Genomic DNA, 23887 nt, shown 5'->3' on the forward strand with positions numbered 1-23887 from the left:
AGTCGGCCTCGGGCGAGGCCGCGCACGTTCAGATGGCGAGCCTCAACGGCGGTAGTACAGGCGGTAGCGGACGAACAGGACGATGCAGGTGATCACGCCGACCGCGCACACCGGCGGGCTGAGGCCGAACACCATGTCGCCGCCCGCGCGCGCTCAACAGCCACCGGGGGAACGGTTCCAGGCCGCTTTCCGGCTCTCGGGCTCAGCCCCAGAGTGCCCCGCCGCGGCCGCTTCGGCCGCGGCGGGGCCGTCGTCACCGGCTCTCAGCACTGAGGGCGGCGGCCGTGGTTGGCCCCGCGCCTGGCCCGCGCCTTCTTCTTGCGGCGCCGCTTCGATGACATGGCCACTCCTCTCCTTCCGGGGGCACCCCCTCGTCCCACCGTTCCACACCCCGCCGCCCCCGGCCCGCCGAGAGCGCCCGCCCCGGTCCTGGGCGGTTCGGTCAGGGGACCTCGGAGGGGATCTCGGAGGGGAACCCGGCGACCAGGGCCCCAGCGTGGGGGTTGATCGCGAGCGCGGTGGTCAGGTCCGCACGCGCGGCGGACGCGTCGCCGAGGGACGTCTGGATCATCGCCCGGTGGTAGTGGTACAGAGCGCTGCGGGTGCCGAGGGCGAGCGCCTCGTCGGATTCGGCGAGTGCCTCCCGGTCGTGGCCGTTGACGTGCAGGGCCCAGGCGAGGGCGTCGTGGGTGTCGAGGAAGGGCCGGCTGCGGATGCCGTTCTCGGCGATGGTCAGGGCGAGGGCCTGGTCGCCGTGGTCGGCCTCGAAGAGCGCGGCATCCGCGTCCAGGGCGACACCGTTGTCGGTGAGGAGCTTCTCCTCCGCCCGGAACAGCTGGTACTGCTGCTCGGCGTCCTGGCTGCGGCCGAGGCGCTGGTAGAGCTCGCCGAGCTGGAGGACGAACTCCGGTTGCGGGAGGCGTTGGACGGCCAGGGCGAGGTCGGCGACGGCGGCGTCGGTGTCGCCGAGGGCCGCCTCGGCGCGGGCCCTGGCCTGGAGCAGCGGGGTGTAGGTGGGGGCCGCGGCCAGGCCGTGTTCGGCTTCCTGCAGTGCGGTGGCCGCATCGCCGGTGTTGAGGGCGAGTTCGCCGAGGTAGTAGTGCGCGAAGGCCTGGTCGGCGGGGCCTGCGGCGTCCTGCAGGGCGCGTTGCATGAGGGTGCGGGCGGTGGTGGTGTCGCCGCGCAGTTCGGCGACGTAGGAGGCGCGGGCGAGGGAGGGGGTGCCGGGTTTGAGGTCCACCATGTGCTGGACGGCGTCGGCGGCTTCGGGGTAGCGGCCGAGCTGGGTGTAGGCGTCGGCGAGTGTGCCGTACAGCGTGGAGTTGTACGGGTTGACGGCGATGGCGCGCTGCGCCCAGTCGAGGGCGCGGGTGAATTCGTGGCGGCCGTTGTCGAGGGCTGCCATGGCGCCCATGGCGGTGAAGTTGTCCTCGCCGTCGAGTTGCAGCGAGCGGTGCAGCACCTCCTCGGCCTTGGGGTAGTAGGTGGGGTCGGCGGTGTTCTTGGCCTGCTGGACGTAGTCGAGGCCGAGCCTGGCGAGGGCCTGCGCGTCCTCGGGTGTCTCGTGCAGGCGGCGTTGGAGGGCCGCGATGTCGGCGGACAGCGCGTCATCTGCGCGGTCGGAAGCGGCGGTTCGGGGCATCGGCGGGGCCGGGTCGGTGCGTTGCGCGGGCCAGGGTGCGAGGCCGAGGCCGCCGGCGAGGAGCAGGGCGGGCCCCAGGGCGGTGACCACGGCGGCGCGCAGCAGTGTGCGGCGGTGTCCGGGGAGGTTCAATTGCCGCTCCGGTCGGTCGGGGGTGGTGGGGGTGGGGGTGGGGTGGACGGCTGCGCGGCGGTGGTGGGTGTGAGCGTGGCGTAGACGACGAGGTTGTCGCGGTACTCGTGGCGCTGCTGGTCGAAGGTGCCGCCGCAGGTGATGAGGCGCAGCTGCGGGGTGCCGGCGGTGGTGTAGACCTGGTCGTCGGGGAAGTGGTCCTTGTCGTACTGGCGCAGGGCCTTCACGGTGAAGTCGACGTGGGTGCGGTCCTGGCGGTCGATGGTTATGAGGTCGCCGGGGCGCAGGTCGGAGAGGCGGTAGAAGGCGGCGGGGCCGGTGCGGGAGTCGACGTGGCCGACGACGACCGCGGCTCCCGGTCCGCCGGGGCGCGGGCCCGCGCTCCACCAGCCGATCTGGTCGGGGTCGTCGGGTGCGGGCAGGTGGCCGTCCGGGGTGACCTGGAGGTCGGTCAGGGGGCTGTCGAGGGCGATCGCGGGGATGTGGATGCCTTCGGGTTCGGCGGCGGTGCTGTCCGTCTGCGCGGGTGGGCTGGCGGTGTTCCTGAGCGCCGGGAGTGTGCCGATGTCGGTGCGTGGGCGGGGGCCGGGCTCGGAGGTGGTGAGCGCGATGCTTCCCGCGCTGGCCAGGGCCAGGCCGGCGGCGACGGCGAGGAGTGCGGCGGGCCGCCGTGGCGGCGCCGGCCGGATCGCCGGCGTGGACGCCGGCCGTCCGCCCTCCTCGCTGGAGGAGGGCGGACGGCCGGGTGTGGTGGGGCTGGTCACCGCTCGGCGCGCCGGCGCCGCAGGGCCAGGATGCCCGCGGCGGCCAGGAGGACGCCGCCGCCGAGGGCGGTCGCCGCGACCACGGGGAAGCGGCCGGCCAGGGCGGTGCCGCCGAGGCCTGCGCCGATGCCGCCGCTGGGGTTGTCGGAGTCGGCCTGGTTGACCGCCGCGGTGTTGGGCAGGGCGACGTAGGGGAAGTTCGCGCCGGGCTGGCGGAACGGTTTGTCCACGCCGTCGCCGGCGGCGAGGGCCGGTACGAGCTTGCCGGTCTGGGCGGCGCCTTCCAGGGCCTGGATGGCGATGTCGACGACGTCGTCGTTGAGGCGTCGGCCGTTGGGGAATCCGGCCAGGTCCTGGCCGAGCACGCCGAGCCGGTTGGGTTTGGCGGCCGGGGGCACGGCCATGTTGAGGCGCAGTTCCTCGGCGGGCGTGAACTTCTCCTTGTTCACGTCGGCGTTCAGGAGCTGGGAGTTGAGGTCGGCCTGGATCGGTCCGCAGGTCTTGCACACGCCGGTCAGGAAGATCTCGACGAGGTCGTTGCGCGGGGCCGCGGGGGCGGGGATGCCGTAGATGCTCTGGATGAGCTTGGGCACGATCGGGTCCTTGACCTTGTCGACCACCGGGGTGACGGTGTGGTCCTGGTCGGGCGGCAGGGCGTTGAAGGCGTCCTTGAACTTGAGCGGGACGACGGCCTCGTTGACCAGCGGGTTGCCCAGTCGGGAGACCTGGTGGAACCCGGCCTCGCCGCCCTTGCCTTCGCCGCCCTTGTCGTGACCGGACTCGCCGCCCTTGCTCTCGCCGCCCTTGTCGCCGACGACGGCGCCCTTGCGGTCGGTGGTGGACCAGACGCCGATCACGGGGTTGTGCTGGGGGTCGCCGTTGAGCGCCAGGTCCTTCTTGGGGACCTGGAGGGCGATGGTGTTGACGTTGTAGCCGGCGACGGTGTCGTGGCCCGTCTCCTTGAGGTTTCCGCCGTACAGGAGGTCGAAGATCCTCAGGTCGAGGAAGAACGGGTCGGCGGCTTGTCCGGCGAAGCTCTGTCCGCCGCCGGGGAGTTGGACGAGGGCCTGCTGGCGTAGCGCCCCGTAGTCGGGCATCGACGCCTTGCCGACGTTGGAGGGTGCGACGGGCGCGTCCTTGACCAGGGTCTTCGTGGTGCCGCCGCCGTCGGTGACGGTCAGCGTGTAGGTCTGGCGGAAGTTCAGCGTCGTGTCGTCCAGGGACTTGACCACGCCGGTGTTGTAGAGGAACTGGTTGGCGTCGTCGCGGATGTGGTCGGTGAACTGCCAGGTGTAGGTGAGGTCGGGTTTGCCGTCGCCCTTGCCGTCGATCTTGATGTTGTAGCGGGCGTCGGTGGCGAACGGGTAGAAGTTCGGGCCGCCGTTGGGTTCCTCGAAGGGGATCCAGTTCGCGACGAGGGTGACGGTGTCGGGCTTGTCGGGGCTGGTGAAGGCGTAGACGTCGGTGTTGTCCGCCTTGGGGTCGCCCGCGATGAGCGGGGCCTCGCGGTGGCTGGAGGCGGAACCGACCTGGGGCGCCAGGCCCGTGAGTACGCCGACGGACACCAGGGAGAGGGTTCCGAGGGCCGCGAGGGCGCGCTCGGCCGCCCGAGTGGCGGTCCTTCGGCGGGGCGAGCGGAGATGCTGCATCTGCCATCCGTTTCCGGGTGAGATCCGCTCTGCGCCGTCAGGGGCCGGGGCAGAGGGAAGCGGTGTGTGCGCTCGCGGTCCCACGCGGAGGACCGGGGGTCACCCGGCGGTGCGGTCGGTGCTCCGCCGGCCCGTCCGTCGTGCGACGTGAGCTCTCATGAGAATCACCACGAACCGGGACAAGATCGCGAGGTGGGCTCGGCCGACCGGGGTCGCCGTTCGTCCGGGTGGGCGCTGGGCGGCCGCCCGGCCGCCGGGACGGACCGACGGCGCGCGCGGCGCATCCGACGCCGGCGCCGCCCTCGGTCTCGGCCTCGGTCTCGGCCTGGGCCGTGCGGGGCCGAGCGGGTGAGCGCGGTGGTCCGTGCGGGTGGCCGCGCCCTGGTGCCCCGCGCGCGGGCGGGGAATCCGGTCGGCGGTGCGGCCATCGTCCTGGAGGGTCCGCGACGAGTGCCGGACCGTGTGCGCGTACTGCCGCCCGACAGGAAGCGAGACCGATGAACGCCGTACTCGGACGCGTCCGATCCGCCGGTCCCCGCCCCGCCCGGTGGGCGGCCGCGGCGGGCAGCGTCCTGTGGCTCGTCGCCGCGGCGCCCCAGGCCCGGGCGCACCCGCTCGGCAACTTCTCCGTCAACCACTACACCGGCCTGACGCTCCACCCGGACCGGGTCGAGGTCCTCGCCGTCACCGACGCCGCCGAGATCCCCACCCTCCAGGACGCCCCGCGCGTCGCCGACGGCCACCCGGCCGGGGACGCCGAGCGGGCTGCCTGGGCGAACGCCCGGTGCGCCGACACCGCCGCCCACCTGGCCGTCACCGTGCCCGAGCGCCTGGCCTTCACCGTCCGCTCGGCCGCGTTCGACTACCAGCCGGGCCAGGCCGGGCTTCGCACCAGCCGCCTCGAATGCCGCCTGGAGGCGCCGGTGGACCTGACGGCCGGTCGGCTCACCCTGCACGTCGACACCGGCGCCGATCCCACCCGCGTCGGCTGGAACGAGATCACCGCCCGGGGCCAGGGGGTGCGGCTCGACCGCTCCACCGTCCCGGACGTCTCCTCCTCGAAGGAACTGCGCGACTACCCCCGCGACATGCTCACCACCCCGCGCGGAGACACCCGGGCCGAGATCACGGCCGCACCGGACGACGGCAGACCGGCGCCCGCCGGCGTCACCACCACTGCGGCGAACCCCGGCACGGGACTGTCGGCCCGTATCGAGGCCCTGTCGGGGAAACTCGCCGCGCTCGTCGGAACCGGGCGGCTCACCCTGCCCGTCGGCCTGCTCGCCGTCGCGCTGGCCACCGTCCTCGGCGCCGGCCACGCGGTGCTGCCCGGCCACGGCAAGACCGTCATGGCCGCCTATCTCGCCGGACGGCGCGGCCGCACCCGCGACGCCGTCACCGTCGGCGCCACCGTCACCCTCACCCACACGGCCGGCGTCCTGGTCGTCGGCCTGTGTCTGAGCGCGTTCTCCTCCCTGGCCGGCGACACCCTGCTCGGCTGGCTGGGCGTGGCCAGCGGCGCCCTGGTCGCCGCCATCGGCGTCAACCTGCTCACCGACGCCGTCCGCCGCTCACGCCACGCGGCCTCGTCCCGCCCAGGCCGCCGCGGCCGCCCGGAGACCGGCCCGACGGCGGTGACCGAACCGGCAGTTGCCCTGACGGCCGCCGCCCGGGCCGGCGCGGACCACCACTCCCACGCTCACCCCGGTCCCCACGCGGGCGGCGGGGACGGGCACCACGAGCATCCCCACGCGGACGGGGACGGGCACCACCACGCCCAGCCGCACCGCCACGGGCTCTTCGGCCACCACCACACCCACCACCACGACGTGGCCGACCAGCCGTTCACCACCAAGGGCCTCGTCGGCCTCGGCATCGCGGGCGGACTCGTCCCCAGCCCGTCGGCGCTCGTCGTGCTCCTCGGCGCCGTCGCCCTGGGGCGCACCGTCTTCGGCGTCGCCCTCGTGGTCGCCTACGGCCTCGGCATGACCATCACCCTCACGGCCATCGGCCTCCTCCTGGTCCGCCTCCAGGACCGGCTGGCGAGGGCCGCCGACCGCCCCGCCTTCGTCCTGGCCCGCCGCATCGCCCCGCACACGGCCGCGCTCACCGCGGTCCTGGTGCTCCTCGTCGGCCTCGGCCTCATCGTCCGTAGCCTGCCGACAGTCCTTTGACGAACTCTCCGAACGGGAGCCCCGACCGATGAACCGCCTCACGCTCACCACCGCCGCCGCGCTGCTCGGGGCCGTCCTCCTGAGCGGATGCTCCCACCCGTCGGACGCCGGGTTCGACGCCCAGAGCGCCACCCCGTCGCCGACGTGCCTGGTCCATCAGACCCGCGATCCCGGCAACCGCTACACCGCGGGCAACAGCGCCGCCCCCCGCGCCGTCCTGGAGATGATGCGCTACTACACGGCCAACGGCACCAAGGCCTACTGCGACGGCCAACCCCCCACCGGCACCGACCGCCACTGGACCGGCCTCTACACCACCCTCGGCGGCGATCCCACCCACCTCGGCACCCCGGTCACCTCGTCGGACCGAGAAGGCTCGCATCGCAGCGGCGCCCGGCCGGTGCGGTGAACCGGCGGCGCGAACTTCCGCCCAGAGCAACGGTTTCCGCCCCGACGGGCCCGCCCGCCGCTAGGCGTGTGCCGCCTCGCGCAGGTGGCCGAGGAAGGCAGTGGTGGCCGGGGACGGGCGGTGGCCGCGGCGCAGCGCGGTGCAGACCCGGCGTACGGGGGTGTCGTCGGGATGCAGGGCGACGAGGGCGATGTCGGGGCGGGCGGCGCGGGCCGCGAGGGAGGGGATGAGGGCGGGGCCCAGTCCGGCGGCGACGAGGCCGAGTTTGGCCGTCCAGCCGGCGACCTCGTACTCGACGCGTGGCCGTAGGCCGTTGCGGGCGAAGGCGGCGAGGAGGGTGGTCTCGATGGTGCGGCTGGCGGCGATCCAGGGTTCGTCGGCGAGTTCGACGAGGCGGACGCGGCGGCGGCGGGCGAGGCGGTGGTCGCGGGGCAGGGCGACCAGGATGGGGTCGTCGACGAGGGGGTGGAGGTCGAACTGGTCGCTGTCGTGGGGCTGTTCGGGGTAGGAGGCGACGACGGCGAGGTCGATGGTGGCGTCGGCGAGGCGGGTCAGGAGGTCGGCGGACAGTCCTTCGGTGAGGGAGACGGCCACTGCGGGGTGGGCGGTGCGGAAGGCGGCGAGGGCGCCGGGGACGAGGGCCGCGTTGGCGCTGTCGAAGGCGCCGACGCGTAGCCGGCCGGCGTTCAGTTCGGTGAGGGCGCAGAGGTCGCGGCGGGTGGAGTCGAGGCGTTCCAGCAGGGCTTCGGCGTGTGGGAGCAGGGTGCGGCCGTGTTCGGTGAGGGTGACGCCGCGGGCGAGGCGGTCGAACAGCGGGGCGCCGAGTTCTGCTTCCAGGGTGGAGATCTGACGTGAGATCGCGGACTGCGTGAAGCCGAGGTGTTCGCCGGCGGCGGTGAAGGAGCCCAGACGGGCGGCGGTGCGGAAGACGTCCAGCCAAACCATGTCCATATGGCATGGCTATCATGCGAGACATTCGTTTGTCGCGTGGCTTCGGGCTGCCTAGCGTGGTGCCCATGGAACCCATGAACAAGATCGCGTTTCTCGGGCTGGGCCGGATGGGTCTGCCGATGGCCCGTCGCCTCGCCGCCGCCGGCCTGCCGTTGACCGTCTGGAACCGCAGCCGGGCCCGGGCCGCCTCGGCGGGCCTGGCCTTCGAGGCGAGCCCGGCCGAGGCCGTCGCGGGTGCGGAGGTGGTCATCACGATGCTGTCCGATCCGGCGGCGGTGCAGGAGGTGGCCGGGCAGTTCCTGGAGCACCTGGCGCCGGGCGCGCTGTGGATCGACATGTCGTCCGTCGGACCGGAGACGGTGGCCGCCCTGCGTGACCGACTTCCGGACGGGGTGGGCCTGGTGGACGCCCCGGTGCTGGGCAGCGTCGGCCCCGCCGCCACCGGCGACCTGGTCGTCTACGCGGGCGGTGAGCCGCAGGACCTGGACCGGGCGCAGCCGGTGCTGGAGCACCTGGGGCGGGTGCTGCGTTGCGGCGGGCCGGGTCTGGGCGCGGCGTTGAAGGTGGTGGTGATGGGCGCGGTCGTGGCCGGGGTGACGGTGGTGGGCGAGGCGCTGGCGGTGGCGGACGCGCTGGGTGTGCCGGAGGAGCTGGCGCTGGGCGCCCTGGGCGGCGGGCCGCTCGCGGGGGTGGTGGCCCGCGCCCGCAGTGAGGAGTCGGACTTCCCGGTGCGTCTGGCGGCCAAGGACCTCGCCCTGGGCGGCGGCGGTCCGGTGCTCACGGCGGCGCGTGAGGTGCTGCTGGCACACCCGGGCATCGCGGAGGAGGACCTGTCGCGGGTGGTCGCGGCGATCCGCGGCTGAGCGCCTGCGGGGCGCCGGCCCGGGCCTGCTCGGCGGGCCCGGGCCGGTGGGTAGGCCCGGGCGGCTCAGCCGGCCGGGGTCTCCAGCCAGGCGATGGCATGGGCCCAGCTGGCGTGGGCGGGGTCGATGACGTCGAAGTGGTCGGCGCCGGGGTGCTCGGCGTAGGCGACGCGGTCGTCGGCGGCCGTGGCGGCCTCAATGTAGGCGCGGCTGTGGGTGACGGGGACGCGCTGGTCCCGGTCGCCGTGGACGACCAGGTACGGGCGGTGGAGCGGGAGGCGGTTCAGCGGGGAGGCGTCGCGGTAGGCGGCCGGGTCGTCCTCGTACGGGCTGCCGATGAACAGCGGGGTCGCCCCCTCGCCCAGGCCCTCCGCCGCGCAGCGGGCCAGGTCGGTGATCGGGGCGAGCGCCACGGCGGAGCCCACGGCGCCGGCCTCCGCGGCCAGCAGGGCCAGCTGCCCGCCCGCGGAGTGCCCGACGGCCACCGACGGCAGGTCGGCGAGGTGCGGGCGAGCCCCGCGGACGGCGGCGACCGCGGCGAGGACGTCGGCGAGGGTCTGCGGCCAGCCCCCGCCGTCGTGGCCGGTGCGCCGGTACTCGACGTTGGCCACGCACCAGCCGCGCCCGGCCAGGTCGGCGGCGAGGGCGTCCATCAGGTGCAGGTCGTGGCGGTCGCGCCACCAGCCGCCGTGCACGCTCACCGCCAGGCCCCGGGCGGGCCGCCCGCCCTCGGGCTCCCACATCTGCGTGAACTGGCTCGGCGCGTCTCCGTAGCGCACGACCTCGCGTGTCTGCATCTGATCCCTCACACAGGTAGGCGGCTCCCGGCGCGCTCCGGGTGCGCGGCGTCCGGCGACGTTAGCCGACGGCGCCCGCCGCCGCCACCGGGTCCGCGCCGGCACAGCTGCATGGCGGGGCCGGTCGGCCGCGCGGCCGGGCGGATTGTGCGCCCGAGCCGATCACCCCGTAGCGTCGTCGTCGCACACCGCGCGGCCGGTCGCATCGGCCGCCGGGCACAGGAGCGTTGGGGGAAAGCAGCAGCCATGCAGGAGTTCCGGTCATGACGCGCGGGCGCCGCCCGGTCCGGGGTGCGGCGGTGCTGGGGCTGGCGGCGGTGCTGCTGGCGGCGACCGCCGGCTGCGGCCCGTCGGCCTCCCAGTCCCGCCCCGAGGACACCGCCGGGGCGGCCGCCCCGGCCGCCGTCGACCCGTCCCACCCCCTCGCCGTCGTCTACCGCGGCCCCGCCGCCTGCGACGGCTGCCCCGAGGCCGCGCAGGACCTGCTGGAACGCAACCACTTCACCGTCCGCTTCATCGGCCCCGACGAGCCGCTGCACTTCGGCCCCGGCGCCCTGGCCGGCGCCGCCCTGTACGTCCAGCCGGGCGGCACCAACGGCCAGGAGGTGACCACCGCCTGGAACCTGCTGCGCCACGAAAGCGGCTTCCGCCCCGAACTCGTCCGCGACTACGTCCGCGGCGGCGGCCGCTACCTGGGCCTGTGCATGGGCGGCTACCTGGCCGGCAACCCCGGCTACGACCTCCTGCCCGGCGACTCCGGCGAGTACATCAAGACCGACGGCGCGAGCGTCACCGACGAGCAGGACCACCTCGTCCCCGTCACCTGGCGCGGCCAGCCCCAGCCCATGTACTTCCAGGACGGCCCCTACTTCGACGTCGACGCCCCCGGCGCCGACGTCCTGGCCCGCTACACCAACGACCGCATCGCCGCCGTCGTCGCCCCCTACGGCACCGGCCGCGTCGCCGTCAGCGGCCCCCACCCCGAGGCCCCCGCCGACTGGTACGCCGGCTACCACCTGACCGACGTCTCCCAGACCGGCCTGAGCCTTGGCGACGACCTGCTCCGCACCCTGATGCAGGCGTCTTGACGAGCGCCCTCGTCGTCCGCGTCCCCGAGGCCGAGCCCGGACAGCGCCGCGCCCCTGTACCGGCGCGCGGCCGGCACAGGGGCGCTCTCGCCTGCTGGGGAGGTGTCAGACGGTGCCGAACTCGCCGGCCCGGACCGACGTGACGAACGCCGACCAGGCGTCCGCCGCGAAGACCAGCACCGGCCCGTGGGGGTCCTTGGAGTCACGCACGGGAACGGTGTCGGGCAGCCCGTCCGCCACCTCGACGCATTGCCCCTGCTGGGCGGTGTACGAGCTGGTGCGCCACGTGGCGCCGCTCAGGTCATCCATGCTCAATCCCTCTTCGCACGTCTCGAATGAACTCGACGCTCGCCGCCCGCGGCAACGCCTCGACCTGTAGTTGATCGTACTCATTTGCCCACTCCGCCAAGGTATCCGGCTCACGCTCCAGGAACCCCCGCTTCTGGGTCTCGCTATAGCCAACCATGGCCCTGTTCGGCATGGTCAGCAACGTCATCGGGTGAGCGAACGGCCGGTTCTCACCGAGCGAGAAGGGGCTGACCTGGAGAATGACCCTCGGCTGCGCGGCAAGCGCCTCCAGATGCAGGAGCTGCTCGATCATCACCTCCCGGTCCCCTATGGATCGCCGCAGGCATCCCTCGTCCATGACGGCGTGTAAGAGAGGTGCCGGGTCCTTCTCCGCGAGGCACTTCTGCCTGCGCAGCAGAACGGCCGTCCGCTCGTCGGCCTGCTGCCGGGTCGAGGCGCCCCGGCGCACCAACGCCCCCTGATAGGCGCACACGTAGGCGGGGATCTGGAGAAGACCCGGAATGATGTTGATCTCGAACAGGCGCAGCGCCACGGCCTCGGCCTCACTGCGCAGGTACTCCTCGAACCCCTCGAACAGGACGCCCCGTCGAGACCTGCGCCACATCCGTTCGAAGCGCCCGGGCGTTCCGAACGCCAGGTCAATCCTTCTGGCCAAGAGAAGAGTTGGAGGCTTGCGATCGGTTTCGACGGCCGACACATGGACACCCGAGTACCCGATCCGCTCCGCCAGGCCCTCCTGCGTCCACCCATGGTCCATGCGAGCCGCGCGTAGACACACGCCGAACTCGGCAGTACGCGAGGCGTCGGGGTCGAGTTCCTTGCGGTTCATGATCGCCGGTGACTCTTCCTTCCTGATCGACAAGTTGAAGAGCCTCCGAGCGTAGAGGACAGTTGGCTGCCGCGGGTCGTCATTGCACTACGGAGTGGAGCGAACGTTGGCGCGCCAGAGATCACCCAAGTCCCCGGCCGGCAGGCCGTATCGCCCGCGGGTCGGCGAGATCGTCAAGGACCGCGCCACCGGCCGGCTCGGCGCCTACATGGGCGAAGTGCGCGGGGAGTACTACCTCCGCCGGCCCGAGGGCGGCATCGAGTGGTCGGCCAGGCCCGCCGATGTCGAATGCCTCCCGGGCGAACACCCGACGGTGGCCATCGTCTCGGTGCCGTCCGAGCCCCGCACGTCGGGTCGCTACCGCGCCGGCGGACCAACCGGTTGAACCTTCCGCCGGACGTCGGACGCCCGGCCCGGCCGCCCGCCAGTACGGCCAGGTCGGGCCCACCCGCTGGGGCCTCGAAGCTCGGCGCGACTGCGGGAGGCCCCTAAGGGACAAGAGGACGCCCCGCCGCCCGGCAGCCTGTGTGGCGACCGGGGCGGCGGGGCGGATGTGGTCCGGGATCAGCTGGGGGACGTGGCGGGGCGAGTTCTGGACACCGTCGGTGTCGGAGTTGCTGACCGGCCAGCGCGGTAGGCGGCCGCAGGTGCAGGATCGCCGCTCAGTGGGTCAGAAGAGCTGGATGGCGTTCCAGTCCCAGTTGGCGCCGGCGGGAACGGACTTGGGAGAGCTCTGGAAACCGGTGATGTGACCACTGGCGTCGGCAAGACCAGTGAAGAAGCCGATCGAACCGTCGGCACGCCGGTAGAGCATGGCAAGGTCAGTACGACCGTCACCGTTGAAATCTCCCGCAACCAGCTTCATCGAGTTACGGTCCCAACCGCCACCGGGCGGGACGACATAGCCGCTCGTGAACTCGCCCAACTGACCGCTGACATCGGTCAGCGAGGTGAAGAAACCGATCGAACCGTCGGCGTGGTAGTACGCCATGATGACATCGTCACGACCGTCGCCGTTGGCATCGCCGGAGAAGAGCTGGATGGCGTTCCAGTCCCAGTTGGCGCCGGCGGGAACGGACTTGGGAGAGCTCTGGAAACCGGTGATGTGACCACTGGCGTCGGCAAGACCAGTGAAGAAGCCGATCGAACCGTCGGCACGCCGGTAGAGCATGGCAAGGTCAGTACGACCGTCACCGTTGAAATCTCCCGCGACCAGCTTCATCGAGTTACGGTCCCAACCGCCACCGGGCGGGACGACATAGCCGCTCGTGAACTCGCCCAACTGACCGCTGGTATCGGTCAGCGAGGTGAAGAAACCGATCGAACCGTCGGCGTGGTAGTACGCCATGAGCCCGTCGGCCCGCCCGTCACCATTGGCATCGCCGCGCACACTTCGACGGTGGACGACACCGTTGACCCATGCGGCCACGTCGTCGACCCGCGCGCTGGACGCGCCGGTGCGTGTCTCGGGGCTGCCCAGGCACCCGCCCTGCCAGGAACGGGAGGCGACGGCGACGAGTTCGGCCCGGCCGTTGGTCTCGCGGACGGCGGGGGCGCCGGTGTCGCCCTTGCAGATCGCCGCGCCGGCGATGCCGGTGGTGTCGATGCCACCGGGCGCGACCGCATCCAGGGTGAACATGCCCGAGTGGAGCTTGGCCGGCAGCCACTCGTCCTTGGTGCGCCCGTACCCGGGCACCCGCAGCTTCTCACCCGCCGTCGGCGCCGTTGTCGCCACCGCGAGCGGGGCGATGCCGTCGACCGGCGTGGCCAGGCGGGCCAGCACCAGGTCGCGATCCTGACGCGGCACCAGCTCGGTCACGCCGACCTCCCGGCCGGCGGCCGTTCCGGTCAGGTCGGTGCGCCCGATGGTGGCGATGGTCTTCCACCTCGGCGCCCCGGCAGCGAGCGCCTGCGGCTGGGCGGGGTCATCGGCGAAGCAACTCGCGGCGGTTATCACCCAGTTGCGGTCCACCAGTGCACCAGTGCAGGTGCGGAAGGTGTCGCCGATGGTCAGCTTGGCTGTGAACGCGTACGCCCCGTCGGTGGCCGCGTCCCCGACGACGGCGCCGGCCGGGACGGTGGAGAAGAGGGTCAGCGCGCCGACAGCCGCAGCCGCAGTCAGCGCGCCCACCCGACGGGAGCGGGACGAAGTTCTGTGAAGCATTGCTCGAATCCTGTCGTTGAGTTGGGCCCGAGTGTCCGGCTCAGCCGGTGACACGCAGTTCGACGAGGACGGAGCGCTTTCCGCCGGGCAGGCTTTCACCGACGGGCGCGGTTGAGTTCGGGCTGACGTCGACCTTCTTCTCCTCGCCGCCCGCGACCAGCCTGGCGCTGACGGCGCGTTCCTCGGTCCAGATGCCGTAGACGTCCGGCAGCTCCATGGCAAGGTAGCCGCTCGTGCCGGAGACGGTGAAGCAGTAGCCGCGCTTGTCGAGTCGGGACTCGATGAAGATCTCGTTCGATGCCTGACAGTCGGTCGGCACGCTGTTGTCCGGGCCCTCCTTGAGCCGGATGTGCCCGTCGCCCTGCTTCAGCGAGATCTTCCGTTCTTTGAAGATGCGGTCGGCCCCGGGGTGCTGGAAGTCCTCGACGGCGGAGGGCATGGCGGCGTCCGCCGATGCCGCGCCGGAGGCGGCCTGTGCGGTCGTGAGGGACGCGAATCCGATGCCTGCCGCAGTCAAGGCGCCGACGGCACAGGCCAGAACTGCCGTCCGGGAGCGGGATATCAGCACGGGTGGACCCTTCTTCCTGATGCTGCATCAACACAGCTTGTTGAGTGACTGCATGACTACTACTCACGAGTAAGTCATGCGTAAGATAGCAGCAATCACTCGCCTGCGAACCAATCGCCGTTCGCACGGGATCAACTTTGCGGCGAGCTGCGACAAGGACATTCCCGCGACCGGATCGCGTGGTCACGAATGTCCCTCGCGCGTCCGTGTGCGGTGCCAGGGCGCCAGGTGATCCGGGACGCGCGATGACGCATGTCCCAAGAGAGAGGAATGTCTTGTGAAACACCCCTTGCGCTCCTTGGGAGCGCCGGGAACCGCCGGGAAGAAGCGACCCCCGGGAAGCCGGATAGCGGGATTGCGCCGTGCATGCGCGGTCCTGCTGCCCGTGGCCCTCGCTGCCGGCATGCTCGGCACAACGCCCGCGTTCGCGGCAGACTCTGACGCCGACCCGGACATGCCCGTGCTGACGGACCGTGGCCGTGTCGTCGGCCTGTGGACCATCGGTGGTCCCGGCGTGAAGGCGGCTGCCGAGGCCGCGCTGACTGGCTCGGACGAGGACGTCAAGCGCTTCCTCGAGGTCGAGAAGGGCGACGCCGAGTACCACGACGACCGGGTGTCGGCGTTCCAGATGTTCAGCCTCGGCGGGCCCGGGGTGCGCGAGGCCGCCACCAAGGCGCTGAAGGGTTCCACGGACGACCTGCGCGCCTTCCTCAGGGACGGCTGGCGGACCCCGCTGGAGCAGGACCGGCGGGTCGAGGCCTTCCAGCTCGTCGCCACCGGCGGCGTGAGCGTCAGGGAGCAGGCCACCGCCGCGCTCAAGGGCACGCCCGAGGACGTGAAGAAGTTCCTCGAGCAGGGCCAGTACGACGCCCTCGAGGTCGACAACCGCGCACGAACGATGCAGCTCCTCGGCTCCGGCGGCCCGGCCATGAAGGAAGCCGCCAAGGTCGCTCTGCGCGGCACGCCCTCCGACATCGCCGAGTTCCTGAACATCGGCCAGTTCGTCGCCCGCGCCCGGGACCAGGAACGCGCCACGATCTCCCAGCTGGCCGACCAGGCCGAACAGGCCGGCGCCCAGGCGCAGGCCGCCAAGGACGCCGCCAAGGCCGCGTCCGCGCGCGCAGTCGACGCGTCACAGCAGGCCAAGGAATCCGCGGAGACCGCGGCGAAGGAGACCGAGGCAGCCGGCCAGGACCTGACCCGCGCCACGGAAGCCGCCACGCGCGCGGCCGATGCGGCCCAGGGCGCGGCGACCGCCGCCCAGCAGGCAGTCGCCGCAGCCGGTGCCGCCAACCAGGCCTCCCGCATCGCCTCCAGCGCCGCGGCCCAGGCCGCCAGCGCGGCCAGTGGCGCAGCCCTCGCGGCGGGCAACGCCCGCAAGGCCGCCGCCGCCGCCTCCTCGGACGCGGGCAAGGCCGCCGAGGCCCGCCAGCGAGCCGAAGAAGCACGCAACGCCGCGAACGACGCCCAGCGGGCCGCGGACGCCGCGAACAATGCCGGCACCGCCTCCCAAGCGGCGGGCGAGGCCTCGGCTGCGGCCAAGAGCGCCAGCGGTAACGCGAACGCGGCCGCCGGTTCCGCGGAGAAGGCCGGCCGTCTGGCGAGCGCCGCCGGTGCCGGCTCCAACCGTGCGCAGGCCGCGGCCGAACAGGCCCGCCGCCAGGCGAACGAGGCCAACCGGGCCGCGGACGCGTCCGCGGCGCTGGCCGGCCAGTCCGCCCAGGCCGCCTTCCAGGCCCGCGACGCCGCGCACACGGCGGCCACGCACGCCCAGAACGCGGCGACGGCCGCGGACCAGGCCGCCGAGCACGCAGGCCAGTCCGCCGTCTCGGCGGCCGAGTCCGCCCGGCAGGCCGGCGAAGCACGCACGGCTGCGGCGGCGGCGAGCGAGGCGGTGAAGACCGCCAGCGGCGTCTACGAACTCGCCCGCAAGACCGAGGCCGAGGACCTGACCGCCCGCACCGCCGCTGCCGTCGAGACCGCCCGGGACACGAAGAAGGCCGACGACGAAGCCATCGGTGGAATCGGCACCCTCCTCGCCAACTGGCGGGCCCAGGACCAGGAAGCCGCCGCCCTGGCCGCCGAGGCCGCTCGCCCCGGCGCGGACCCGAAAGCACTTGCCGCCAGGGGCCGCAAGGCCGCACTCCAGGCCATGAAGACCGGCGGCCCCTGGAGCCAGGAAGCCGCCACGGTCGCCCTGGCCGGCACCGACGACGCCGTCCTGAACTGGGTGCGCACCGGCCGGCACAAGGCCGAGCTGGACGACATGCGCCAGAACGTGCAGGAGATCGCCCAGGACAGCCCCGACGAAGCCGTCCGCACCGCCGCCACCGCCGCGCTCAAGGGCGACGCCCAGCAGATCGAGGCCTTCTACACCACCGGCCAGCACGAGGCCGCGGTCACCGACAACCGCGTCCGCGCCTATCAGCTGATCGCCACCGGCGGCACCAGCGTCAAGGAAGCCGGCGAGAAGGCCCTGCGGGACGGCTCGCCCAAGGCCGTCGCCGCCTTCCTGATGACCGGCCAGTACACGGCCCGCCAGATCGACGAACGCGTCCAGGCCACCCAACTGCTCGCCAGCGGCGGCCCGGAGGTCCAGGCCGCAGCCAAGTTCGCACTCGCCGGCACGCCCGATCTCGTCAGCTCCTTCCTCAAGACCGGCCAGTACATGGCCGACCGCAAGGACCAACTCGCCACCGCCCACGCCGCGCAGATGCGCCGCCTGATCGCCGAGGCCTCCCAGACCGCGGCCAAGGCCCAGCAGGACGCCTGGGAGGCCACCGAGGCCGCGGCCGTCGCCGCCGGCGCCTCCGGCGACGCCGACAACGCCCGCAACCAGGCCCGCGCCTCCGCCGACCAGGCGGCCGGATTCGCCGCTGACGCCGGCAAGTCCGCCCAGGACGCCGAAGCCTCCGCCACCCGCGCCGCCCAGTCCGCCACCACCGCCCGCACAGCCTCCCAGGCCGCCGCCCACGACGCCGGCAAGGCCACCGCCTCCGCCAACCGCGCACAGGCCTCCGCCGCCCAGGCCCGCCGGTCCGCCAACACGGCCCGCGACGCCGCGAACCAGGCCTACACCTCCGCCGTCGCGGCGGGACAGGACGCCGGAGCTGCCCAGCAGGCCGCCGACGAAGCCTGGAGCATCACCGCGGAGAAGCAGATCCAGGAACGCCAGGCCGAACTGAACGCCGAGGATCCGGGCATCCAGGCCGATGCCAAGAAACTCGAGGAAGAATTCACGAAGGAGCTGGAAGCACAGATCCGGGCTGAAATTCAGAAGGAAATATACTTTAGCCAGTTCAACTGCTTCTTCATCACTCCCGACACGCCGCGGGAGTTCATCGCCCGATGCAATATGGCCAAGGTGAACGGCACATACGGGCCAGGCGGCGTGTTCGCACCCGGCACCATAATCGGAACTCTCAGCTATTGGGGGTCCCTCGATGAGGTGCAGCTCCTAAAGAATGTCACCAAGTCCATCCTCGGCGTGGACAGCGCCGAAGAGTGCATCAAGCAGAAGAACGTCGGCGCCTGCGCAGAACTCGCCGTCACCTTCTTCCCGGCCGGGAAAGCCGCCAAGCTCGCAGAAATTGCCTACAAAGCCAAAACCATCGAGGAGATTGCCAGGGTAACGAGCTCTGCGATCAAATGCGTGGGAAAGATCGACTGCCTGCCCACGCCAAAGGAAGCGCAGCTGGCGATCGAGAACCTCCCGCGCTGGAGCTCCGGGGCGAAGCGGGACGTGAGGCACCTGGCACCCAACCTGGTGACCGAGGACATATCCGCCAAGGGCAAGGTCTTCACGATCACCGGCGGTGACGGAAAGCACCGTGTTCTCGTCCAGATGCCCGGTGAGGTGAACGGCAAGGCGGGACGCTTTGAGTGGCTCATTGAAGACCAGGACGGAACCCAGGTAGTATCCCACCAAGGATTCATCGACGGCGGAACGATCAACGGTATTCCCAATAAGCCATGAGCGACCTACTGAAATTCAAGATCCCGGCGGATTTCATCGAACCGCATGTCCATCTGAGCCTTGCGGAGCTCGAGTACGGGCACCGCGAGGGCTGGATCGACGCCGACGGCGTCATCGGTCTCTGTACGCGACGCCTCGTTGCGGGCCACGCATCGCAGCTGGAGGAGACGATCGCGCTTCTGCTGTCCGACGAGGCCGATCAGGTGGCCGGAATTCTGGAGGGCGCTGACGCGGGCCGTGCCGTGGACGACGTGCGGCCGGTGTGGCGATATCTGGCGCTCGCCTGGGCCTACGAGAACCGCGAGGGTCTGGGTGACGCATTGGGGGTGGTCGAGATGCTGTACGCGGACTTCGACTACCCGTCCGAGATGGACGGCTTCGTTCGCTACATGCCGGCGCAGCCCGGGCAGAAGACGGGCATCGACGCCCTGATGTCGCGGTGGGAGGAATTCGTCCGCAGCGAGGGAGAGTTCTACCGAGGTCGTGATCGGGAGTCCGAAACCGGCTGAGGCCACCGGTCTTTGACACCGGTCCATCCGACATCGGTCAGGTCTGGGCTGTTTCCGCAGGACTGCGGAAGCAGCCCTTTCCTGTGGGCTCAGGAGCCCGCCCGGGCGTGACGTCCCGTCCCCCCGAAAGCCCCGCTGCCTGAAAACGCCGGGGCCGGCGGGTCAGGGGGTGGTGTCCTCGGCGAGGGTGTGGGCGACGAGGGCGTTGGCGTGGCCGTGGCCGAGGCCGTGTTCGGTCTTGAGCCAGGCGACGAGTTCCATGTGCTTGGTGAGCGGGGAGGAGCAGATGAGGTCCTTCCACTCGGCGATGGGGCGGCCGTACTTCTTCTCGATGGACGGGAAGTAGCTGGCGGGGCCCTTCACGGGTGCGGTCATGATCACAGTGTCCCATCGGTCGCGTCCGCGATGATCTTCGCGGCTCTTTCGGAGCGCACACGCGAGTGCGCGGTGCGGTCACGGGTTGAGACCGTGGCCGCACCGCGCACTCATCGCTCCGCGCAGGTGACGTGCGTCACACCGTCGTGCGCCCCGCCGCGGCGCGGCGTCGTGCCCGGGCGGCGCGGCGGCCGGCGGGCGGGGTGGGGTCGGCGCTCCAGGCGGCGACGGGGTTGCCGAGCCAGCGGGTGGCGCCGGGGACGTTCTCGCCGCGCATGACCAGGGAGGCGGGGCCGACGGTGGTGCCGGCGCCGAGGGAGGAGTTGAGCAGGACGATGGAGTGCGGGCCGGTGGTGGAGCCGGGGCCGAGGTGGACGGTGCCCAGGCGCATGACGCGGTCGTGGAAGAGGTGGGTCTGCAGGACGGTGCCGCGGTTCACGCTGGCGCCGGCCTCGACGGTGACCAGGTCGCTCTCGGGCAGCCAGTGGGTCTCGCACCACACGCCGCGGCCGATGCGCGCGCCGAGGCTGCGCAGCCAGACGTTCAGGTAGGGGGTGCCGGTGATGCTGGAGCCGCCGAAGGGCATGGCGAGTTCTTCGACGAAGGTGTCGTAGAGCTCGTTGCGCCAGACGAAGGACGACCAGAGCGGGTGTTCGGCGGTGCGGAAGCGTCCGACGAGCAGCCACTTGGCGGCGGTGGTGACGGCACAGGCGATGACGGCGGCGGCGCCGAGGATGAGGCCGGCGGCGGCCAGGGCGGCGGCGAGGCCGTAGTCGTCGCGCAGTTCCTGGAGGGCGAGCAGGACGAGGTCGCCGAGGAGGGCGGCCAGTATGACGGGCAGCAGGCGGCACAGTTCGACGCCGGCGCGCGCCCACATCAGGCGCCGGGGCGGGTCGTAGGTGCGGGCCTCGCCGCCGGCGTCGGCGACGCGGGGCAGGGCGAAGGCGGGGCGGCCGAGCCAGGAGGAGCCTTCGGGGGCGTGGGCGGGGGTGTCGGACAGGACGCCGACGAGGGAGTTGTCGGGCAGGTGGCGGCCGGGGCCGACGATGCCGGAGTTGCCGACGAAGGAGCGCCGTCCGACGTGGGAGGGGCCCAGGTGCAGCCAGCCGCCGCGGACCTCGTAGGGGGCGACGAGGGTGTCGTCGGCGAGGAACGCCCCGTCGTCCACGCGCATGAACCCGGGCAGGCTCAGGACCGTGGACGCCTCGACGCGCCGGCCGATGCGGGCGCCGAGCAGGCGCAGCCACAGCGGGGTGAAGAGGCTGGCGTAGAGGGGGAAGAGGGTGCGCCGGGCGGTGTCGCTGAGGCGGTGGACGGCCCAGGCGCAGAAGGCGACCTTGCCGTGGGCGGGGTGGTGGCCGGGGCGCAGGGGCAGGGAGAGGAGGCGGACGGTCAGCGCTATGAGGGCGGCGTGGCAGGCGAGGGTGAGGGCGGTGAGGGGGACGGTGGCGGGCAGGAGCTGGAAGAGGACCTGGCCGAGGCTGTGGTCGGTGTCGATCATCGGGTAGATGATCGCGAGGGCGGGCAGGGCGGCGATGATCGGCAGGAGGCCGAAGAGGGTCAGGCCGATCCCGTAGGCGAGGCCCCAGCCGCGCGAGCGCGGTGCCGTGCCGGGGGCGGGCCAGTGGGTGGTGGGGGTGTCGGGGGCGGGGCGGGCCGGGGAGCCGTGCCAGTGCTCGTGCGGGGGCACGGTGCCGGTGACGCAGGAGCCGGGGGCGATGTCGGCGCCGGCGCCGATGCGGGCGCCGGGCATGAGGGTGGCGCGGGTGGCGACGCGGGCGCCTTCGCCGACCTCGGTGTGGCCGAGGTGGAGGATGTCGCCGTCCAGCCACCAGCCGGCGATGTCGACCTCGGATTCGAGGACGGCGCCGGCGCCGAGGCGGGCGAGGCCGGTGACGGGGGGCAGGGTGTGCAGGTGGACGCCGGGGCCGACGCGGCAGCCGAGTGCGCGGGCGTAGCGGGTGGCCCAGGGGGTGCCGGTGAGGGCGCCGACACCGAAGAGGGCGACGGTGCGCTCGGCGGCCCACAGGCGCAGGTGGACGTGGCCGCCGCGGGGGTGGCTGCCGGGGCGGATGCCGGTGGTGAGCAGGCGGGCGGCGCCGGCTGCGAGGAGGGTGCGGCCGGGGGCGCTGTAGAAGAGGAGGAGGCCGGCGGCGACGGGCCACCACGGGGAGTGGGGGGCCCAGGGCAGGTGGGCGCCGGTGAGGTTGTCGAGGGCGGTCAGGACGAGGACCCAGCGCAGGCCGGCGAGGGTGAAGAGGGCGAGCAGGGCGAGGGTCTGCCACAGGCCGGCACTGGCGGGGGTGCGGCGCACGGTGCGTTCGGCGGCGGGGGCCTGTTCGCGGGGGCCGGTCCCGGGCTGTGGGGGTGTGTGGGTGTCCAGGTGGGCGGCGAGCGCGCTGAGGACGGGGTGGGCGTACAGGTCGGCGACGGAGACGCCCGGGTGGCGGGTGCGCAGTTCGGAGACGAGGCGGGCGGCGGTGAGGCTGGAGCCGCCGAGGGCGAAGAAGTCGTCGCCCGGGCCGGGGGCCATGCCGAGCAGGCGTTCCCAGTGGCCGGCGAGCCAGCCGGCGGTGCCTTCCAGCGGGGTGCGGTCGGCGCTCTCCTGGGTGCCGGTGGTGGCCAGCGGCCAGGGCAGGGCGCCTCGGTCGACCTTGCCGGAGGTGCGGGTGGGCAGGGAGTCGAGGAGGGCGAGGACCGGCACGAGCGGGGCGGGCAGGTGTTCCAGCAGCTGGTGGCGGGCGGCGGCCAGGTCGGGCCGGGTGCCGGGCTGTGGGACGAGGTAGCCGACGAGCAGGTCGGCGCCGGCGGGGGTCTTGCGGACGGCGGCGGCCGCGGCGCGGATGCCGGGCAGGGCCTGGAGGGCGGCGTCGATCTCGCCGAGTTCGATGCGGCGCCCGCCGAGTTTGATCTGGTCGTCGGCGCGGCCGATGAAGACCAGGCCTTCGGGGTCGTTGCGCACCAGGTCGCCGCTGCGGTAGACGCGGGGGGAGGCGAGGTAGGGGTGGGTGGTGTACTTCTCGGCGTCCTTGGCGGGGTCGAGGTAGCGGGCGCAGCCGACGCCGCCGATCAGCAGTTCGCCGGTCTCGTACCAGGGGACGGGCTGGCCGGTGGCGTCGACGACGGCGATCTCCCAGCCGTCCAGGGGTGCGCCGATGCGTACCGGTTCGCCGGGGAGCATGCGGGCGGCGGTGGCGACGACGGTGGTCTCGGTGGGGCCGTAGGTGTTCCAGAACTCGCGGTGGCCGGTGGCCAGGCGCTCGACGAGTTCGGCGGGGCAGGCTTCGCCGCCGACGATGATCAGGCGTACGGCGTCCAGGCATTCCTGGGGCCACAGGGCGAGCAGGGTGGGGACGGTGGAGACGACGGTGATGCGGCGCTCGACCAGCCAGGGGCCGAGGTCGGTGCCGGCCTTGACGAGGGAGCGGGGGGCGGGCACCAGGCAGGCGCCGTGGCGCCAGGCCAGCCACATTTCCTCGCAGGAGGCGTCGAAGGCGACCGACAGGCCGGCCAGGACGCGGTCGCCGGGGCCCAGGGGGCGGTGGCGCAGGAACAGGCGGGCCTCGGCGTCGACGAAGGCGGCGGCGCTGCGGTGGGTGACGGCCACGCCCTTGGGTCGTCCGGTGGTGCCGGAGGTGAAGATGATCCACGCGTCGTCGGTCGGGGCGGGCCAGGCCGGGCGGCCGCCGGGGCGGGCGGCGGGGCCGGCCGTCAGCTGGAGGTTGGCGCCGATGACGGCGCAGACCCGGGCGTCGTTCCAGATCATCTCGGCGCGCTCGTCGGGGTCGTCGGCGTCGACGGGCACGTAGGCGGCGCCGCAGCGCAGCACGGCGAGGATGGCGACGTAGAGGTCGGCGGTGCCGGAGGGGATGCGCACGCCGACCCGGTCGCCGGGGCCGATGCCGTGGCCGGCGAGGACGCCGGCGAGGGTGTCGACCTCGTGCAGCAGGGTGCGGTAGTCGAGCACGGCGGTGCCGGTGTCCAGCGCGGGCGCGTGGGGGTGGGCGTCGGCGGTGGCGGCGATGATGTCGAGCAGGGTGCGCGGGTGGGCGGGCTGGGCCACCGGCCAGCCGGCCGCCCACCCCGGATGGGGGCGGTGCAGCGTGCCTGGGCCGGCCGTGTCCTGGCGTACGTCCATGGGGGGTTGTTCCTCGGCTCCGGTGTCCTGGGCGGGGTTCCTGGTCAGGGGGTGATGCGTGCGCATCGGCACGTGGGGGCGCGGACGGGTGTCACCTGGGGTGATGCGCCCACCCACCATGACTCGGCCAGGAGGCCGGTGGATGCAGTGGGGGTGCAGTCAAAGGAGATTCTCATGATCTGTGCCGTTGGGACCGGCAGAGGAATGATTCGTATGCCGATGTGGGCTTTGGGGAAGTTTTCGCTGGTGAAGGGTAGCGGGCGTAGCGGGCTCAGGGGGGTCGCGGCGGTGACGGCCGTGGGAAGAGTGATGAACGCCATGCGACCGGAACGCTACCGGCAGCAGCCGTGCGGCGCCGCCCGGCCGAGGCGCCGGGTCGGGGCCAGGGCGGCTCGGGGCGGGGCGTGTGCTCGACGGTGGGGGCGGCGGGTTCGGGGGCCGTGCGGTCCTGGTGGGCGCACGTGTATTCGGCGTGGGAACCGTCGCCGGTGCCGTGGACGGCGTCATCCGCCTGGTCTGGACCGCCGTCGAGGTGTGCGCGGGTGTGCCG

18 protein-coding genes are annotated in these 23887 nt (G+C 72.9%); 7 read left to right on the forward strand and 11 right to left on the reverse strand.

What is annotated here, in order from left to right; translation table 11 throughout:
- Positions 1–442: 442 nt before the first annotated feature.
- The 3 genes from F7Q99_RS32290 to F7Q99_RS32300 are packed head-to-tail and all read right to left on the reverse strand — an operon-like array spanning position 443 to position 4187.
- Complete coding sequence (locus F7Q99_RS32290; protein ID WP_153468226.1) at positions 443–1774, reverse strand: tetratricopeptide repeat protein; 1332 nt, start codon at positions 1772–1774, stop codon at positions 443–445.
- A complete protein-coding gene (locus tag F7Q99_RS32295) occupies positions 1771–2538 on the reverse strand; it encodes a class F sortase (protein WP_153468229.1) in 768 nt (255 codons plus the stop codon). Before F7Q99_RS32295 ends, F7Q99_RS32290 begins: the two co-directional genes overlap by 4 nt.
- On the reverse strand, positions 2535–4187 hold the full coding sequence (locus F7Q99_RS32300) for a DUF4331 domain-containing protein (protein WP_153468232.1): 1653 nt from the start codon (positions 4185–4187) through the stop codon (positions 2535–2537). Before F7Q99_RS32300 ends, F7Q99_RS32295 begins: the two co-directional genes overlap by 4 nt.
- Before the next feature lie 497 nt (positions 4188–4684).
- Here F7Q99_RS32300 and F7Q99_RS32305 point away from each other — a divergent pair, with 497 nt between their 5' ends.
- Both F7Q99_RS32305 and F7Q99_RS32310 read left to right on the forward strand, forming a co-directional pair.
- A complete protein-coding gene (locus tag F7Q99_RS32305) occupies positions 4685–6361 on the forward strand; it encodes a nickel/cobalt transporter (protein WP_153468235.1) in 1677 nt (558 codons plus the stop codon).
- Between the two features lie 28 nt (positions 6362–6389).
- The gene (locus tag F7Q99_RS32310) at positions 6390–6770 is read left to right on the forward strand and encodes a hypothetical protein (protein ID WP_195911344.1); all 381 of its coding nucleotides are present in this window, start codon (positions 6390–6392) and stop codon (positions 6768–6770) included.
- A gap of 60 nt (positions 6771–6830) precedes the next feature.
- On the opposite strand, the gene F7Q99_RS32315 is transcribed toward F7Q99_RS32310, so the two are convergent.
- Complete coding sequence (locus F7Q99_RS32315; RefSeq protein WP_153468238.1) at positions 6831–7721, reverse strand: LysR family transcriptional regulator; 891 nt, start codon at positions 7719–7721, stop codon at positions 6831–6833.
- 65 nt (positions 7722–7786) lie between these two features.
- On the opposite strand from F7Q99_RS32315, the gene F7Q99_RS32320 reads away from it, so the two are divergent.
- Positions 7787–8584, forward strand: coding sequence for an NAD(P)-dependent oxidoreductase (locus F7Q99_RS32320; protein ID WP_230211114.1), 798 nt, complete (start codon positions 7787–7789; stop codon positions 8582–8584).
- Between the two features lie 65 nt (positions 8585–8649).
- On the opposite strand, the gene F7Q99_RS32325 is transcribed toward F7Q99_RS32320, so the two are convergent.
- Positions 8650–9381, reverse strand: a complete 732-nt coding sequence (locus F7Q99_RS32325) for an alpha/beta hydrolase family protein (RefSeq protein ID WP_153468242.1) — start codon at positions 9379–9381, stop codon at positions 8650–8652.
- Positions 9382–9644: 263 nt separating this feature from the next.
- On the opposite strand from F7Q99_RS32325, the gene F7Q99_RS32330 reads away from it, so the two are divergent.
- On the forward strand, positions 9645–10469 hold the full coding sequence (locus tag F7Q99_RS32330) for a BPL-N domain-containing protein (protein ID WP_195911345.1): 825 nt from the start codon (positions 9645–9647) through the stop codon (positions 10467–10469).
- A 105-nt stretch (positions 10470–10574) separates the two neighbouring features.
- Here F7Q99_RS32330 and F7Q99_RS32335 read toward each other — a convergent pair whose 3' ends face one another.
- Positions 10575–10778 carry a DUF397 domain-containing protein gene (locus F7Q99_RS32335; RefSeq protein ID WP_407697897.1) on the reverse strand — a complete coding sequence of 68 codons (204 nt, stop codon included), beginning with the start codon at positions 10776–10778 and terminating at the stop codon, positions 10575–10577.
- Positions 10771–11640 carry a helix-turn-helix domain-containing protein gene (locus tag F7Q99_RS32340; RefSeq protein ID WP_230211115.1) on the reverse strand — a complete coding sequence of 290 codons (870 nt, stop codon included), beginning with the start codon at positions 11638–11640 and terminating at the stop codon, positions 10771–10773. The genes F7Q99_RS32335 and F7Q99_RS32340 overlap by 8 nt, the downstream gene beginning before the upstream one ends.
- 73 nt (positions 11641–11713) lie before the next feature.
- Between F7Q99_RS32340 and F7Q99_RS32345 the strand changes: the two genes are divergently transcribed.
- The gene (locus tag F7Q99_RS32345; RefSeq protein ID WP_153468248.1) at positions 11714–11992 is read left to right on the forward strand and encodes a hypothetical protein; all 279 of its coding nucleotides are present in this window, start codon (positions 11714–11716) and stop codon (positions 11990–11992) included.
- Positions 11993–12277: 285 nt separating this feature from the next.
- Here the strand turns inward: F7Q99_RS32345 and F7Q99_RS32350 are convergent, their stop codons facing one another.
- Entirely contained in the window at positions 12278–13738 is a 1461-nt protein-coding gene (locus tag F7Q99_RS32350; RefSeq protein ID WP_195911347.1) for a trypsin-like serine protease, read from the reverse strand.
- Between the two features lie 73 nt (positions 13739–13811).
- Complete coding sequence (locus F7Q99_RS32355) at positions 13812–14288, reverse strand: hypothetical protein (RefSeq protein WP_230211116.1); 477 nt, start codon at positions 14286–14288, stop codon at positions 13812–13814.
- Between the two features lie 436 nt (positions 14289–14724).
- Between F7Q99_RS32355 and F7Q99_RS32360 the strand changes: the two genes are divergently transcribed.
- Both F7Q99_RS32360 and F7Q99_RS32365 read left to right on the forward strand, forming a co-directional pair.
- Positions 14725–18315, forward strand: a complete 3591-nt coding sequence (locus F7Q99_RS32360) for an ALF repeat-containing protein (protein ID WP_153468254.1) — start codon at positions 14725–14727, stop codon at positions 18313–18315.
- Complete coding sequence (locus F7Q99_RS32365) at positions 18312–18824, forward strand: DUF2247 family protein (protein WP_153468257.1); 513 nt, start codon at positions 18312–18314, stop codon at positions 18822–18824. The genes F7Q99_RS32360 and F7Q99_RS32365 overlap by 4 nt, the downstream gene beginning before the upstream one ends.
- Positions 18825–18986: 162 nt before the next feature.
- Here the strand turns inward: F7Q99_RS32365 and F7Q99_RS32370 are convergent, their stop codons facing one another.
- Positions 18987–19199 carry a DUF4287 domain-containing protein gene (locus F7Q99_RS32370; RefSeq protein ID WP_153468259.1) on the reverse strand — a complete coding sequence of 71 codons (213 nt, stop codon included), beginning with the start codon at positions 19197–19199 and terminating at the stop codon, positions 18987–18989.
- A 136-nt stretch (positions 19200–19335) separates the two neighbouring features.
- Positions 19336–23337, reverse strand: a complete 4002-nt coding sequence (locus F7Q99_RS32375; protein ID WP_153468262.1) for a Pls/PosA family non-ribosomal peptide synthetase — start codon at positions 23335–23337, stop codon at positions 19336–19338.
- Positions 23338–23887 lie beyond the last annotated feature (550 nt).

It is taken from the genome of Streptomyces kaniharaensis, assembly GCF_009569385.1.
GTDB classification, from domain to species: Bacteria; Actinomycetota; Actinomycetes; order Streptomycetales; family Streptomycetaceae; genus Kitasatospora; species Kitasatospora kaniharaensis.

Excerpts from the sequence above, each read along its gene's own strand:
- F7Q99_RS32300 (WP_153468232.1), bottom strand. The coding sequence starts at position 4,187 with ATGCAGCATCTCCGCTCGCCCCGCCGAAGGACCGCCACTCGGGCGGCC.
- F7Q99_RS32310 (WP_195911344.1), top strand. The coding sequence starts at position 6,390 with ATGAACCGCCTCACGCTCACCACCGCCGCCGCGCTGCTCGGGGCCGTC.
- F7Q99_RS32325 (WP_153468242.1), bottom strand. The coding sequence starts at position 9,381 with ATGCAGACACGCGAGGTCGTGCGCTACGGAGACGCGCCGAGCCAGTTC.
- F7Q99_RS32315 (WP_153468238.1), bottom strand. The coding sequence starts at position 7,721 with ATGGACATGGTTTGGCTGGACGTCTTCCGCACCGCCGCCCGTCTGGGC.
- F7Q99_RS32320 (WP_230211114.1), top strand. The coding sequence starts at position 7,787 with ATGGAACCCATGAACAAGATCGCGTTTCTCGGGCTGGGCCGGATGGGT.
- F7Q99_RS32375 (WP_153468262.1), bottom strand. The coding sequence starts at position 23,337 with ATGGACGTACGCCAGGACACGGCCGGCCCAGGCACGCTGCACCGCCCC.
- F7Q99_RS32305 (WP_153468235.1), top strand. The coding sequence starts at position 4,685 with ATGAACGCCGTACTCGGACGCGTCCGATCCGCCGGTCCCCGCCCCGCC.
- F7Q99_RS32335 (WP_407697897.1), bottom strand. The coding sequence starts at position 10,778 with ATGGATGACCTGAGCGGCGCCACGTGGCGCACCAGCTCGTACACCGCC.
- F7Q99_RS32370 (WP_153468259.1), bottom strand. The coding sequence starts at position 19,199 with ATGACCGCACCCGTGAAGGGCCCCGCCAGCTACTTCCCGTCCATCGAG.
- F7Q99_RS32330 (WP_195911345.1), top strand. The coding sequence starts at position 9,645 with ATGACGCGCGGGCGCCGCCCGGTCCGGGGTGCGGCGGTGCTGGGGCTG.
- F7Q99_RS32365 (WP_153468257.1), top strand. The coding sequence starts at position 18,312 with ATGAGCGACCTACTGAAATTCAAGATCCCGGCGGATTTCATCGAACCG.